12 protein-coding genes are annotated in these 15,020 nt (G+C 64.2%); 4 read left to right on the plus strand and 8 right to left on the minus strand.

Going from position 1 to position 15,020, the window contains the following annotated elements; all coding sequences use genetic code 11:
• The first annotated feature begins 29 nt into the window (after positions 1-29).
• Entirely contained in the window at positions 30-1,265 is a 1,236-nt protein-coding gene (locus P9254_RS11750; RefSeq protein WP_278054878.1) for a putative DNA modification/repair radical SAM protein, read from the plus strand.
• 2 nt (positions 1,266-1,267) lie between these two features.
• Positions 1,268-2,734 (plus strand): UdgX family uracil-DNA binding protein, encoded by a 1,467-nt coding sequence (locus P9254_RS11755; RefSeq protein WP_278054879.1) that lies wholly within the window; start codon positions 1,268-1,270, stop codon positions 2,732-2,734.
• Between the two features lie 292 nt (positions 2,735-3,026).
• On the opposite strand, the gene P9254_RS11760 is transcribed toward P9254_RS11755, so the two are convergent.
• The 4 genes from P9254_RS11760 to P9254_RS11775 all read right to left on the minus strand — a co-directional run bounded on the left by P9254_RS11760 (position 3,027) and on the right by P9254_RS11775 (position 7,404).
• Positions 3,027-4,286 (minus strand): glycerate kinase type-2 family protein, encoded by a 1,260-nt coding sequence (locus tag P9254_RS11760; protein WP_278054881.1) that lies wholly within the window; start codon positions 4,284-4,286, stop codon positions 3,027-3,029.
• Positions 4,283-4,786, minus strand: a complete 504-nt coding sequence (locus P9254_RS11765; protein ID WP_067324128.1) for a heme-degrading domain-containing protein — start codon at positions 4,784-4,786, stop codon at positions 4,283-4,285. The genes P9254_RS11760 and P9254_RS11765 overlap by 4 nt, the downstream gene beginning before the upstream one ends.
• A 75-nt stretch (positions 4,787-4,861) precedes the next feature.
• Positions 4,862-6,175, minus strand: a complete 1,314-nt coding sequence (guaD, locus tag P9254_RS11770) for a guanine deaminase (protein WP_278054882.1) — start codon at positions 6,173-6,175, stop codon at positions 4,862-4,864.
• A 2-nt stretch (positions 6,176-6,177) separates the two neighbouring features.
• Positions 6,178-7,404, minus strand: a complete 1,227-nt coding sequence (locus P9254_RS11775; protein ID WP_066995941.1) for a urate hydroxylase PuuD — start codon at positions 7,402-7,404, stop codon at positions 6,178-6,180.
• 151 nt (positions 7,405-7,555) lie between these two features.
• On the opposite strand from P9254_RS11775, the gene P9254_RS11780 reads away from it, so the two are divergent.
• Positions 7,556-8,476 carry a LysR family transcriptional regulator gene (locus P9254_RS11780; RefSeq protein WP_066995946.1) on the plus strand — a complete coding sequence of 307 codons (921 nt, stop codon included), beginning with the start codon at positions 7,556-7,558 and terminating at the stop codon, positions 8,474-8,476.
• 36 nt (positions 8,477-8,512) lie between these two features.
• Here P9254_RS11780 and P9254_RS11785 read toward each other — a convergent pair whose 3' ends face one another.
• Positions 8,513-9,349, minus strand: a complete 837-nt coding sequence (locus P9254_RS11785) for a PhzF family phenazine biosynthesis protein (protein WP_278054884.1) — start codon at positions 9,347-9,349, stop codon at positions 8,513-8,515.
• Between the two features lie 249 nt (positions 9,350-9,598).
• Here P9254_RS11785 and dps point away from each other — a divergent pair, with 249 nt between their 5' ends.
• Entirely contained in the window at positions 9,599-10,087 is a 489-nt protein-coding gene (gene dps / locus P9254_RS11790) for a DNA starvation/stationary phase protection protein Dps (protein WP_066995949.1), read from the plus strand.
• Between the two features lie 32 nt (positions 10,088-10,119).
• On the opposite strand, the gene xdhC is transcribed toward dps, so the two are convergent.
• The 3 genes from xdhC to xdhA form a co-directional block, all read right to left on the minus strand.
• Positions 10,120-11,115 carry a xanthine dehydrogenase accessory protein XdhC gene (xdhC, locus tag P9254_RS11795; RefSeq protein ID WP_278054886.1) on the minus strand — a complete coding sequence of 332 codons (996 nt, stop codon included), beginning with the start codon at positions 11,113-11,115 and terminating at the stop codon, positions 10,120-10,122.
• Between the two features lie 62 nt (positions 11,116-11,177).
• A complete protein-coding gene (gene xdhB / locus P9254_RS11800; protein ID WP_278054887.1) occupies positions 11,178-13,541 on the minus strand; it encodes a xanthine dehydrogenase molybdopterin binding subunit in 2,364 nt (787 codons plus the stop codon).
• Positions 13,541-15,019, minus strand: coding sequence for a xanthine dehydrogenase small subunit (xdhA, locus tag P9254_RS11805; protein WP_278054888.1), 1,479 nt, complete (start codon positions 15,017-15,019; stop codon positions 13,541-13,543). Before xdhA ends, xdhB begins: the two co-directional genes overlap by 1 nt.
• Between the last annotated feature and the right edge of the window lies 1 nt (position 15,020).

Consider the following 15,020-nt stretch of genomic DNA (forward strand, 5'->3'; position numbering starts at 1 on the left):
GGCGACTTTCTGGAACATATCATGAACGCATGGCTGTGCTTTCCGTCCGCGAGAAACTGGCGATCCTGTCCGACGCCGCTAAATACGACGCCTCCTGCGCATCGTCCGGTTCGGCGAAACGCGATTCGCTGAAATCGGGCGGCATCGGTTCGACCGAGGGCTCGGGCATCTGCCATTCCTACGCGCCGGACGGGCGCTGCATTTCGCTGCTGAAGATCCTGCTCACCAATTTCTGCATTTACGACTGCAGCTATTGCATCAACCGGTCCTCCTCGAATGTGCGGCGAACCCGCTTCAGCGTCGACGAGGTGGTGCGGCTCACCATGGATTTTTATCGCCGCAACTACATCGAGGGTCTGTTCCTGTCCTCCGGCGTCATCCGCTCGCCGGACGAGACGATGGGCGAGATGGTCGAGGTGGCGCGACGGCTCAGGATCGAGGAGAAATTCGGCGGCTATATTCACCTCAAGACCATTCCCGAAGCGTCAGCCGAACTGATCGAAAAAGCAGGCCGTTATGCCGATCGCCTGTCGATCAATGTCGAGCTGCCGACCGACGAAGGGGTGAAGAAGCTGGCCCCGGAAAAGAAGCCGGAAACGATCCGGCTTTCCATGGCCAAGCTGCGCTGCAAGATCGAAGAGAAGGCCGAACCAACGTTGCAGAGCCGCAAACGCGAGCGCTTTGCGCCGGGCGGCCAGTCGACGCAGATGATTGTCGGCGCCGACAAAACGTCCGACGACGGCATCCTGCGCGCCAGCGCCCGGCTTTATGGCAGCTATCATCTGCGCCGCGTCTATTATTCCGCCTTCAGTCCGATCCCGGATTCGTCTGCGGCGCTGCCGTTGCAGAAGCCGCCCTTGATGCGCGAGCACCGGCTTTACCAGGCGGACTGGCTGATGCGCTTCTACGGCTTCTCGCAGCCTGAAATCCTGGCCGGCAGCAATGACGGCATGCTCGACCTTGCCATCGATCCCAAACTTGCCTGGGCGCTGCGCAACCGCGGCCGGTTCCCGGTCGACGTCAATCGCGCCGATCGGGAGGCGCTGCTGCGTGTGCCGGGGTTGGGCACCAAGGTGGTCGACAGGATTCTGCAGACGCGCCGCCATCGCCGGCTGCGTCTCGAAGATGTCGGACGGCTCTGCCAATCGGTCGCCAAGGTACGCCCCTTCATCACTGCGGAAGGCTGGTCACCAGGCGCGCTCACCGACAAGTCGGGCTTGCGCCAGATCATCACCCGATCTTGCGAGCAGCTTTCGCTGTTTTGACCATGACACGGACCCAGCTCAGCCTGGCATCTCATCTCGCCCGTCTCGAGAGCGAGACCGATTTCGCCGGTTGGCGCGATGCGGCGCGCCGGCTGGCCACGAATGATATTCCGCCGGAAGAGGTGGCTTGGCAGGTTGGCCACGACGATGATGATCGCGGCAACGATTTGCCGGCTTGCCGACAGGATGCGCGGCTTGTCGTCCCGCGCGAGTTCATCGAACGTGCAGAGACGGTCATCTGCCATTCGGACCCCGAGCGTTTCAACTTCCTCTATCGGTTGCTCTGGCGGTTGCGCGTCGACCCGAAGCTGCTGTCGATCGCTTCCGACCCGGATATCCGCAGGCTCGAGTCCATGGAAAAGGCGGTTCGGCGCGACATCCACAAGATGCGCGCCTTCGTGCGCTTCCGGAAGATCGGCGACGGCGCGGAGGAACGTTATGTCGCCTGGTTCGAGCCCGATCATTTCATCGTCGAGCGCAATGCCGATTTCTTTGTGCGCCGCTTCGCCGGCATGCGCTGGACGATTCTCACGCCGCACGCCTCGGCCGAGTGGGACGGCGAGCGGCTGGCGATCGGCCCAGGCGCCGACAAGCGCGACGCGCCGGCGGAAGACGACGCCGAGACGCTGTGGCGGACCTATTTCGAGAATATCTTCAACCCGGCCCGCCTCAAGGTGAAGGCGATGCAGAAGGAGATGCCGAAGAAATATTGGCGGAACCTTCCCGAGGCCTCGCTCATTCCAGACCTGATAGCAGGAGCGGACAGAGCCGCGACAGCCATGATCGCCCGGATGCCAACCTCCCCAGCGCCGCACCACGCCAAAGTGAAGGCAAAAAACTGGCCTTCGCCGGAGCCGGCGGATGTGGTGGAGCCCGAAAGTACGGATATTCCGGCATTACGCGAAGAGGCGAGCGGTTGCCGGCGTTGCCCGCTCTGGCGCGATGCCACGCAAACCGTGTTCGGCGAGGGACCGGAGAATGCCGACGTGGTGTTTGTCGGAGAGCAGCCCGGCGACCAAGAGGACCTTGCCGGCAAGCCGTTCGTCGGGCCCGCGGGCAAGGTGTTCGACAGCATTTTGGACCAGGCCGAGATCGACCGCCGCAAAGTGTATGTGACCAATGCGGTGAAGCATTTCAAGTTCGAGCCGCGCGGCAAGAGGCGGATACATTCAAAGCCCAATGCCGGCGAAATTCGTGCCTGCCGCTGGTGGCTCGACAAGGAACTCGACCTCATCAAGCCAAATCTTGCGGTGGCGCTCGGCGCGACAGCGGCGCAGTCGCTGCTCGGCAAGGCGGTGCCGATCACCAGGATGCGCGGCGACGTGATCCAGCGCGAGGACGGCTTGCGGGTCTTTGTCACCATCCATCCCTCCTTCATCCTGCGCATCCGCGAGCACGAGGACAAGGAGGCCGAGAAGGAGCGGTTTCTCACCGATATGAGGAAGGTGAAGCAGCTGATGGCTGCTTGACCGATCTGCGCGCCTGAACGGGACCTTGCGCGGACGGATGCTGTTGTACGAGTCGTGCGACTGGGGAGAATTGGGCGAGATGCCCGTCGCCTCGTCATCCACGGGCGAAGCAAGGAGCGGAGCGACGCGCGCGCAGACCCGAGGATCATTCCGTTACCTGCAGGCGTCGCAACGATGCACAATTCTGCTCCGCTGCATTCCATGCCCGAGGTCACGTAATGGATTCCAGGGTCTCCGCGACGGAGCTTCGCTCCTGCTTCGCCCTGGAATGACGACTTCAGCGTTTATTGCGCTACCGGACGAGTATCGCCCTTAGATCATTGACGTTGGTCCCGGTTGGACCGGGCACGAACAGATCGCCGACCGCGTTGAAGGCGGTCCAGGCATTGTTGCCGGCAAGCATGGCCTTGGCATCGACGCCTGCGGCACGCATGCGCGCCACGGTCGTGCCGTCGGCGAAGGCGCCGGCATTGTCCTCGGAGCCGTCGATGCCGTCGGTGTCCGCGGCCAAAGCATGGATGCCGCTGACCCCATCGATGCCAATGGCGAAGGCAAGCAGGAATTCGGAATTGCGGCCGCCCTTGCCTTTTGCCCGCAGCGTCACCGTCGTCTCGCCGCCGGACAGGATCAGCATCGGCTTCTCGAAAGGCCGGTTACGGGTCGCCACCTCGCGGGCTATCGCGGCATGCACGCCGCCGACCTCGCGCGCCTCGCCCTCGATCGAATCCGACAGGATGACGGCCTCGATGCCTTGCCGCTTCGCTGCGGCGGCCGCGGCTTCCAGCGAGACGCCGGCCGAGGCGATGAGATGGACTTCATTGCCGGCAAAGCGCGGATCGTCGGAGGGTGGCGCATCGGCTGCGGGAGACTGAACATGCGCCATGACCGCATCCGGCAGGCACATGCCGTAGGCGGCGATGGACGCCAGCGCATCCGCGCGGCTGCCGGTGTCGGGGACGGTCGGCCCCGAGGCCACCAGCGCCGGGTTGTCGCCGGGAATGTCGGAGATGACCAGCGATACGACCCGGGCCGGATGAGCGGCGCCGGCCAGCCGCCCGCCCTTTATGGTCGAGACGTGCTTGCGGATGGTGTTCATCGCCGCGATCGGCGCGCCGGAAGCGAGCAGCGCCTCGTTGACGGCGATCTCGTCGGCAAGAGTCAGGCCGGGAGCGGGCGACGGCAGCAGCGCCGAGCCGCCGCCCGAAATCAGCGCCACGACCAGATCGTCCGCGCTCAGTCCCCGCACCTTCTCCAACAGCCGACGCGAGGCTTCGAGGCCGGCGGCGTCCGGCACCGGGTGCGCCGCCTCGATGATCTCGATGCGCTCGCATCTGGCGCCATAGCCGTAGCGGGTCACGATCAGCCCATCGATCGGACCATCCCAGACCTTCTCGAAGGCCGCCGCCATCTGCGCCGAGCCCTTGCCGGCGCCGATAACGATGGTGCGGCCCTTCGGCTTTGCCGGCAAATGATTGCGGATCGTCTTTTCCGGATCGGCAGCGGCGACGGCGGCGTTGAAGATCGACGTAAGGAAAGTTTTTGGATCGGTCATTGCTCTTCCGGCGGCAACTTGAGCTTGCTCGCATCGACTCCGAGATGGGCGCAGAGCGCATCCACAACGACACCGTGGTCTTCTCGTTCGGGCAGACCGGAGACGGCGATGACGCCGATCACGCCTGCGCCCTTCACCGCGACGGGAAAGCCGCCGCCGGCCAGCACATAGTCGGCAATGTCGAGCGCTTCGCCGACCTTGAAGGTGCGGTCGGGTCGCTGCTGCTCCAGCACCATGCGATAGGTGCTTCTGAGATAGCGCTTGACGACATTGATCTTGCGCCGCGCCCAGTCGGGGTTGGAGGCGTTGGAGCCCGGCATAGCGGCATAGAATAGGGGACGGTCGAAGGTCCTAATATCGACGATAATCGGCAGGTTTTCGTTGAGCGCCCGCTCCCTGATCGCCGCGCCTATCTGGAAGGCCACGGCCTCGTCGAAGGCCGGAAAGACCAGCGTGGCTTCTTGTTTCTTGATCAGAGCGATGTCGTCGGCGGCAGCCATGGCGTTTCCCCTGTCAATGTCGACGCACGCTTTGGCCGATGGCTGACGCGGGGTCAAGCGACGAGCACGTTTAATCTATGCGACAATCGCGCTCTTGGCCGGCCGGCCCGCCACATAGACCTCGCTCACGGCGCGATCGTCGCCCAGCGTCTGTAGCAGGAAGAGCTCTTCCGCAAGGGTCTCCACCGTCTCCATCCTCAGCCGCATCGCCGGCGTGGCGTTGGCGTCGAGCACGACGATGTCGGCATCCGTGCCTTCTTCCAGCGTGCCGATTTTTTCGGCGACAGACAGCGCCTCGGCATTGCCGCGTGTCAGCTGCCAGAAGGACTGGAAGGGGTTCAGCTTCTCGCCATTCAGCGCGATGACTTTGTAGCCCTCATCCATGGTCCGCAGCATCGAATAGTTGGTGCCGCCGCCGACATCGCTGGCGGCAGCGATCCTGAGCGGCTTTTCGCGGCGGCGGTAGCGCTGGTAGTCGAACAGGCCGGAGCCGAGGAAGAGATTGGAGGTCGGGCAGAACACCGCAACCGAACCCGATTGCGACAGCGCATCGGCTTCGCGCTGGGATAGATGGATGCAGTGGCCGAAAAGGCTCTTTTTGCCCAGCAGGCCGTAATGCTCATAGACGTCAGTGTAGTCGCGCGACCAGGGGTAGAGCTCCTGGGTGAAGGCGATCTCGGCGTGGTTTTCCGACAGATGCGTCTGCATGTGCAGATCGGGATGCTCACGGCAGAGCGCGCCGGCCATCTCCATCTGCTCGGGCGAGGAGGTGATGGCGAAGCGCGGGGTGATGGCATAGAGCTGGCGGCCCTTGCCGTGCCATTCGGCAATCAGCGCCTTGCTGTCGTCATAGCCGGTCTGCGGCGTGTCGAGCACGCCCTCCGGCGCATTGCGGTCCATCATTACCTTGCCGGCGATGTTGAGCATATTGCGGTCGTGCGATTCGGCGAAGAAGGCTTCGGCCGACGATTTGTGCACCGAGCAATAGGCGACGACCGTCGTCGTGCCCTGGCGCAGCATCTCGTCGAGGAAGAGCCTGGCGATGCGGCGGCCATGCTGCGCGTTCGCGAATTTCGACTCCTCCGGAAAGGTGTATTTGTTCAGCCAGTCGAGCAGCTCGGCGCCGTAGGACGCGATGATCTGCATCTGCGGAACATGCACATGCGCATCAATGAAGCCCGGCAGGATGAGATGCGGGCGATGATCGATCGTCTCGACGCCGGCGCCGGCGCGCTTGGCGATCTCGGCATACGGACCGGCGGCAATGATCTTGTCGTCGTCGATCAGCAGCCCGCCATCCTCCTCGTACCGCCAGGCGGAATGGTCGTCGATTGCTTCGGGCCAGCGCAGGAAGGAGAGCGTGCGGCCGCGCAGGAGTTTCGAGGTCATGCTTACTTTCCGGCGCCTTCGAACCAGGCCACCAAAAGGGCCCGTTCCTGGTCGGTTATCTGAGTGACGTTGGCGGGCGGCATGGCATGCGCGCGGCCGGCCTGGAGGTAGATCTCCCGGGCATGCTCGGCGATGCGCGCGTCGGTGTCGAGCAACACGCCCTTCGGCGCATGGTAGATTCCTTCATAGGCCGGCTCTTCGGTATGGCACATCGAGCAACGGCCGAGCACGGTGTCGCGCACGGCCGGAAAATGCGCCGAGGCGATGTAGACCTGGGCAGCGGCGGATGCGGCGGAGGTCTTGGGCTCCGCTGTCAGCACCTTGGGCACGGTCGACAGCCAGATGACGATCATGAACAGCACGGCGGCACCCAGCCAGGTCCAGGTCGGGTTGCCCTTCCTCGCGTGCACGGTGTTGAAATAGTGCCGGATCAGCACGCCGATGATGAAGACCAGCGAGGCGATGACCCAGTTGAACTGCGTGCCGAAGGCCAGCGGGTAGTGGTTCGACAGCATCAGAAACAGCACCGGCAAGGTCAGGTAGTTGTTGTGCAGCGAGCGCTGCTTGGCAATCTTGCCGTATTTCGGGTCCGGCTTGCGGCCGGCGATCAGGTCGGCGACGACGATCTTCTGGTTGGGGATGATGACCATGAAGACATTGGCCGACATGATCGTGGCGGTGATGGCGCCGAGATGCAGGAAAGCGGCACGGCCGGTGAAGAGGTGGGTCAGCCCCCAGGCAATGAAGACCAGCACGCAGTAGAGCACCAGCATCAGGCCGGTATCGCTTTTGCCGAGCGGCGAGCGGCAGAGCAGGTCGTAGACGATCCAGCCGACGCCGATCGTTGCCAGCGACAAGAGGATGCCGACGGGCACCGAGATGTTGAGCACGTTGGGGTCGATCAGGAAGAGGTCGGCGCCGGCATAGTAGACCACGCAAAGCATGGCGAAGCCCGACAGCCAGGTGGCGTAGGATTCCCATTTGAACCAGGTCAGGTGCTCCGGCATCTCCGCCGGCGCCACCAGATATTTCTGGATGTGGTAGAAGCCGCCGCCATGCACCTGCCACTCCTCGCCGAAGGCGCCGGCGGGCAGGCCGGGACGCTGGCGCAGCCCGAGATCGAGGGCGACGAAATAGAAGGACGAGCCGATCCAGGCGATGCCGGTGATGACATGCAGCCAGCGGACGGCGAAGCTCAGCCAGTCCCAGAAAATCGCAAAATCCATCATCGAGTCGCCCCTGGGAAATCGTCCCTGCCGATCAGGCGACTTTACGGTCTGGAGCGCAAACGAAAAGAGGCGGGGCGCGCGATGACTTTCAAAATAAAATGGAAAATACTAGGCTCGTCCCACGCAGCCATTTGAGAGCCACGACCGTCGCATGGCCTATCTCGACAACATCGCCGTCTTCGTCCGCGTCGTCGAGCTCGGCAATCTGTCGGCGGCCGGGCGCGACATGCGCATCTCGCCGGCGGTCGCCTCCAACCGCATCAAGGAGTTGGAGAAGCATCTCGGTGTGCGGCTGTTCAACCGCACCACAAGGCAGCTGATGCCGACCGAGCACGGCACGGTGTTCTACACCGGCGCCAAGCAGGTGCTGGACGCGATCACCGAGGCGGAGGCCGCGGTCGCAGCACTTTCCGGCCAGCCGCGCGGCACGATCAAGGTGACGGCGCCGCTCGGCCTCGGCCGGCGGCTGATCGCCTCGGGCATTCCGGATTTCCACGATAAATACCCCGATATCGAGGTGCGGCTGAGACTCTCCGACCACAATGTCGACATCATGAAGGAAGGCATCGACGTCGCCTTCCGGCTTGGCATCATCGAGGATTCCAGCCTTCGGATGCGCGGCATCATGGAATGCGAGCGCGTGCTGGTGGCGGCGCCGAAATACCTCGAGGCGCGCGGCGAGCCGGTCGAGCCGCAGGAGCTGATCGGCAAGAAGCATGATTGCCTGATGCTGCGCTATTCCGGCACGCGCGAATATGTCTGGACGCTGCAGACGCCGAACGGTCCGCAGAAATTCGAGGTGCATGGACCATACGATACGGACGATGGCGATGTGCTGACAGGCTGGGCGCTGTCGGGTCGCGGCATCATCAACAAGCCGCGTTTCGAGGTCGAGCCGTTCATCCGCGACCAGCGGCTGAGAGTGATCCTGGCAAAGACGCCGCCGACGCCGGTCCAGTTCGCCGCCGTCTATCCGCACAAGAAGCTGCAGGATCCGAAGGTCCGCCTGCTGCTCGACTTCATGGCCGATCGCTGCCAGCGGCTGATCAAGGACATTCTTGCCGGCAAGTAGGCTGGCGGGCACGCGCCTTCGCGTGGGTGACCACACTCAGTCTTCGTCCATCAGGCGGGCCGTGCCGGATACCCGGATCGAGGTGCCGGGCGTGGGCGGAATATCGGCATGCAGCCGCGAGCGCATGCCCATATCCTCGCCCTGAACGATGTCGATCGCGCCGCCATGCGGCCAGCCAATGTCGCGCAGATAGCCGGCAAAGGCGGCGGCGGCAGCGCCGGTCGCCGGATCCTCATAGACGCCGCCGGAAGCGAAGGGATTGCGCGTGTGGAAGAGACGCGGCGTTTCGGCATAGGCGAGCAGGATCGTCACCAGTTCCTCGCGCCGCATCAGGGCCTGGCCCTGTTTCAGGTCATAGGCCATGGCGGCGAGCGCCCTGCGCGACTTCAGGGCCAGCACCAGATGGTCGGCGCCGCCATGGATCAGCGCGGGCGGAATGGCGGGATCGAGATCGCCCGGCTGATAACCGAACATGGCCAGGGTCTCGCCGGCCAGCTCCGACGGGGCCGGCCGGCTGCGCGTCGGCGGCGACTGCAGGGCGGCGGCAAAGTTGGCGCCGTCGCGAAACCCTTCGACGGTGATGGCGGCCTGGTTCAGGAGCAGCTTGAAAATTCCGTCGCCGAACCTTCTGACCAACGCCGCGCCCAGCGCGATGGTGGCGTGGCCGCAGAACGGCACTTCCGATTCGGGCGAAAAGTAGCGGACACGCCAGCCTTCCCCTTCACTTGCGGCAAAGGCGGTCTCGGAAAAGCCGACCTCTGCAGCGACGCGCTGCATGTCTGCGGCGTCGGGCAGAACCTCGCCAATCACCACGCCGGCCGGGTTGCCGCCGCTGTTGCCGTCCGAAAACGCCGCTATGCGCAAAACATCCATGTCGCTCGTCCCGTGTTCGTCATTCGTGTTCGTCAGGCGTGCAGAAAAACACGGTTCAATCCGGTTTGGGAAACGAAGAAAGCGACGAGCAGCTGTGAGCATCAGTCATACCTTCGCCAGCTGTGCGCCCCTCGATCCGATGCGGAACGAAACCCGCTCCGTCCCCGTTCTGGCGATTGGCGGCTGCACGGCCGCCCTTCGAGACCAGTCCCCAGCTTTCGCAGCGACCCAGCGCCACAGGAGCCGACCATGGACGCCATTGTCACCAAGAACGACCTCAAATCCGACGCCAAGAAGGAATCGATCGATCTTCTCAATGCCAGGCTTGCCGATGCCATCGACCTGGCGCTGGTCACCAAGCAGGCGCACTGGAACGTCAAGGGACCGCAGTTCATCGCCATCCATGAGATGCTCGACGAATTCCGCGAGGAGATCGACGGCCATGTCGACATCATCGCAGAACGCGCCGTGCAGCTCGGCGGCACCGCGCACGGCACCTCGCAGGACGTGTCGAGGGCAACGAAGCTCCAGCCCTATCCAACCGACATCCACAAGACCAAGGATCATCTGGCGGCGCTGATCGACCGTTATGCCACGGCTGCCAGGCTGGCGCGTGAGGCGATCGACGAGGCGGACGACGCCGGCGATGCCGACACCGCCGACATCTTTACCGCCTACTCGCGTTCGCTCGACAAATTGCTGTGGTTCCTCGAAGCGCATACGCAGGAAAAGGAATAGCCGGCTCAGCGTTCCTCCGATGGCCGGGTGAATCAGCCGGCCATCGCCTTTTCGGGCGCGGCCGAAGCCTGGGCCGCATGCGACACCAGCGCCGTCATGATTTCGGCGGCGGCGAGCGCGGCGATCACCGGCGGGCGCTTGTCCTTCACAGCATTGCCGCCGATCGGCGAGACGAGACGGTTGAACTGGGCCTCGCTGCCCTCGTCGGGCTTCAGGAACCAGTTCTTGAACGTCGCCTTCTTGGTCTTCGAGCCGATCATGCCGACATAGGCGGCGTCGTCGCGCTTCAGCGCCTCGGCGACGATCAGGAAATCGAGCGCATGGTCATGGGTGAGGATGACGAAGGCCGATCCCGCCCGGGCTTCGCGCACCACCGCTTCGGGCATCGGCGTCAGCCGCGTCTCAACCGTTTCCGGCATGCCTTCCAGCGCATCGGCCCGCGTCTCGACGACCTCCACACGAATGGGCAGCAGCCCCAACGACGCGGCCAGCGCCTGGCCGACATGGCCGCCGCCAAAGACATAGACATGCGGCAGATGCGCCTCCTCGGCCTCGGCCTTGGCTACCAGTTCCTGTTCGATCCTAGCGTCAACCAAGCGGATCAGAACCTCGACTCGGCCGCCGCAGCATTGGCCGATTTCAGGACCCAGTGGAACATCCAGGGTCGCGCAGGTTTCGTCGACCTCGATGCGGGCTTCCCTCCCCCTCCAGGGCAGGGTGGCGGCGGAGCCGCCAGGTTGGGTCACCGGGGCAGTGCTCGGCGCTCGCTTGCCTTCTGAGAGCACCCCCTCTGGCCGCTTCGCGGCCATCTCGCCCTCAAGGGAGGAGAAAAGCATCTGCCGCGCCTTGTCGATCGCCATGAATTCAAGCTGGCCGCCGCCGATGGTGCCGAAAATCGCCGATGGTGAGACGAGCATGAAGGCGCCGGCTTCGCGCGGGGTCGAGCCCTTGGTGGCCGCGACCTCGACGAGCGCGGCCCGGCCGGCCTGGCCGAGAAATGCCTTCAGGCTTTGCACTTTCGAGTTCATCGTCTGCATTTCCACCCAGGAAATATAGCGTTTCGCACCTCGAATTGCACGTTTTGGCCGGTTCAGGCCGGCTTTGCGGCTTCCCGCTTCAGCCTTTCGATCGCCATCAGCACCCGTTCCGGCGTCGCCGGGGCATCGAGGCGCGGGCAGATCCTGTGATCGGCGACACTCGCCACCGCGTCGGAGAGCGCATGCAGCACCGACATGCCGTGCGGCAGCGGCGGCTCGCCGACCGCCTTGGAGCGATGGATGGTCGGCTCGTAGGCCGACGACCAGTCGGTCAGCTTGACGTTGAAGATTTTTGGCCGGTCGGAAGCGAGCGGGATCTTGTAGGTCGACGGCGCATGCGTGCGCAGCCGGCCGCCGTTGTCCCACCAAAGCTCTTCCGTCGTCAGCCAGCCCATGCCCTGGATGAAGCCGCCCTCGACCTGGCCGAGGTCGATCGCGCTGTTCAGCGAGCGGCCGGCATCGTGCAGGATGTCGGTGCGCTCGACGACATATTCGCCCGTCAGCGTATCGACCGAGACTTCCGAGCAGGCCGCGCCATAGGCGTAGTAGTAGAAGGCATGGCCGCGGCCCTTGCTGCGGTCCCAATGGATCTTCGGCGTCTTGTAGAAGCCAGCCGCCGAGAGCTGGACGCGGTTCATGTAGGCTTGCTTGACCAGATCGTTGAAGGCGATTTCCTGGTTGCCGATGCGCACCCGGTTGGGTAGAAACACGACCTGGTCGATCGGCACCTGGTATTTTTCGGCCGCGAAATCGGTCAGCCGCTTGCGGATCTGCCGAGCGGCATCCTGCGCCGCCATGCCGTTGAGGTCGGCGCCGGAAGATGCCGCCGTCGGCGAGGTGTTCGGCACCTTGGCTGTGGTGGTGGCGGTGATCTTGACCCGGTCGAGATCGATCTGGAATTCCTCAGCAACGACCTGCGCCACCTTGAGATGCAAGCCCTGGCCCATTTCGGTGCCGCCATGGTTCATATGCACCGAGCCGTCGGCATAGACATGCACCAGGGCGCCGGCCTGGTTGGCCTCGGTCTTTGTGAAGGAAATGCCGAACTTGACCGGCGTCAGCGCCAGGCCGCGCTTGATAAAGCGGCTGTTGTTGTTGAAGGCGCTGATCTCGCGCCGTCGCCGCGCATAGTTGGCGCTTTCCTCCAACTCCGCGACGATGCGGTGGATGATGTTGTCCTCGACCTTCTGGTGATAGGGCGTGAGGCAGCGTTCGCCGATCGCATCCATCGGGTCATAAAAATTGAGCTTGCGGATTTCGAGCGGATCCTTGCCGACCGCGAAGGCCACTTCGTCGATGACGCGCTCCGCGCCGACCATGCCTTGCGGGCCACCAAAGCCGCGGAAAGCGGTGTTCGAGACCGTGTTGGTGAAAAGCGGCGCCGATTTCGCGTGCACCGCCGGATAGAAGTAAGCGTTGTCGCAATGGAAGAGCGCCCGGTCGCCGACCGGACCGGACAGGTCGGCGGAGAAGCCGCAGCGCAGGGCATAGGTGAAATCGACGCCGAGGATGTTGCCCACGTCGTCGAAGCCGACCTCGTAGTCGATGGCAAAATCATGCCGCTTGCCTGTGGCGGTCATGTCCTCGTCGCGGTCGAGCCTGATCTTCACCGCGCGCCCCAGCTTCTTGGCCGCGATGGCGGCTATGGCCGCGCATTGGTTGGCCTGCGTCTCCTTGCCGCCGAAGCCGCCGCCCATGCGGCGCACTTCCACCGTCACCGCATGGCTCGGCACGCCGAGCGCATGCGCAACCAGATGCTGCGTCTCGCTCGGCCCCTGCGTCGAGCAATAGACGATCACCTCGTCGTCCTCACCGGGGATCGCCAGCGAGACCTGGCCCTCGAGGTAGAAATGGTCCTGGCCGCCAAGCCACATGCGGTTCTTGATGCGGCGGGGTGCCGCCGCAATCGCCGCGGCCGCATCGCCGCGCTTCAGGATCAGCGGCGTGGTGACCTGCTTGTCCTTGACCGGGTCGAGGTCCCAGATGTCGATCACAGCCGGAAGCTCGTCATATTCGATCCTAGCCAGGCGTGCCGCGCGGCGCGCCGCCTCGCGTGTCTCAGCTACCACGGCGAAGATCGGCTGGCCGTAGAATAGCACCTTGTGCTCGGCGAGCACCGGATCGTCATGCATGTTGCTCGGCGAGACGTCGTTCTCGCCGGGCACGTCGGCACAGGTCAGCACATCGACGACGCCTGGCGCTGCGCGCACCGCCGACAGCTCGATGCTCTTCAGCATGCCGTGCGCGACCTTGGCGAGGCCAAGGCCGACATGCAGCGTGCCGGCAGGCTCAGGCATGTCGTCGATATAGACGGCGGCGCCGCTGACATGCTTGTGCGCGGAATCGTGCCGCTGCTCGGTGGCGACGCCGCCGACGATTTTTTCGGCCTTGAGGTTGGGAGTGGCGTGCTTGTTCATCAGGCCGCCTCGTTGCGGGTCACTTGAAACGGCGCCCTGGTGCCGGTGGTTTCGACATAAAAGCGCAGCAAAAGATTTCTCGCCGCCAGCGCCCGATACTCGGCCGTTGCACGCATATCGGTAATTGGCGTGAAGTCGCTGGCGTATTCGGCCATCGCGGACTCGACACTTGTTTCGCTCCAGACTTTGCCGATAAGGGCGGTTTCAACCGCGGTCGCCCGCTTCGGCGTCGGCGCCATGCCGCCATAGGCGATACGGATATCCGCCACGGTGCCGTCCTTGGCCTCGGTCAGATAGAAGGCGCCGAGGGTAGCGGTAATGTCCTCGTCGCGGCGCTTGGTGACCTTGTAGGCGGCAAATTTCGTGCCCTCTGCCGGAACGGGCACATGGACGGCCTCGACGAATTCGCCGGGCTGCCGATCCTGCTTGCCATAGGCAATGAAGAAGGTTTCGAGCGGGATCGTACGTCGGGCATTGCCCTTGCGGAGCGTGAGCTGCGCGCCGAGCGCGATCAGCGGCGGCGGCGTGTCGCCGATCGGAGAGCCGTTGGCGATGTTGCCGCCGATGGTGCCCATGTTGCGCACCTGCTCGCCGCCGATGCGGTCGACCAGCGGTCCCAAGGCCGGGATACGCCTGGAAAGCGTGGCGAAGGCTTCGCTGTAAGTCACGCCGGCGCCGATCGTAATCACGCCATCGGTCTCCGAGATCGTGCGCAAGCCGTCGAGGCCACCGATGAAGATAGCCGGCGAGATGTCGCGCATATGCTTGGTGACCCACAGCCCGACATCGGTTGAGCCGGCAACGATGGTGGCGCCAGGCTCCTTCTCGAGCGCCATGGCGAAATCGTCGACGCCAGCCGGCACGATCAGCCGCTCCTTACCCGAACCGACCTCGACCCTGGCGCCGTCGCGCAGCGCTCCCAGCCGTGCAGTGATATCCTTGCGCTCCACTGCCAGCGGGTCCTTCGCCGCCTTGCCGTAGCTTGATATGGCGCGCGCGGCGCGCATGATCGCCTCGTAGCCGGTACAGCGGCAGAGATTGCCCTGCAGCGCCTTTTCGATCGCCGCGTCGGCCGGGTTGGGCGTCTTCATCCACAGCGCATAGAGCGACATGACGAAGCCGGGCGTGCAGAAACCGCATTGCGAGCCATGGAAATCGACCATCGCCTGCTGCACGGGGTGAAGCTGTTCGCCATTGCCGCGCAGGTGCTCGACGGTGACGACATGGGTGCCGTCGAGCGAGCCCATGAAGCGGATGCAGGCATTGACGCTTTCATAGACCAGGCCCTCGACCGACAGTTTGCCGACCAGCACCGTGCAGGCGCCGCAATCGCCCTCGGCGCAGCCTTCCTTGGTGCCGCGCAGCGAGCGGTTCAACCGCAGCCAGTCGAGCAGGGTCGCGTCGGGGGCGATGTCGTTCAGCGCGACATCGGCGCCGTTCAGGATGAAACGTATCTGGTTGCGGGTCTTGTCGGCCATG

The sequence above is a fragment of the Mesorhizobium sp. WSM4983 genome, assembly GCF_029625765.1.
In the GTDB taxonomy this organism is placed as follows: Bacteria; Pseudomonadota; Alphaproteobacteria; order Rhizobiales; family Rhizobiaceae; genus Mesorhizobium.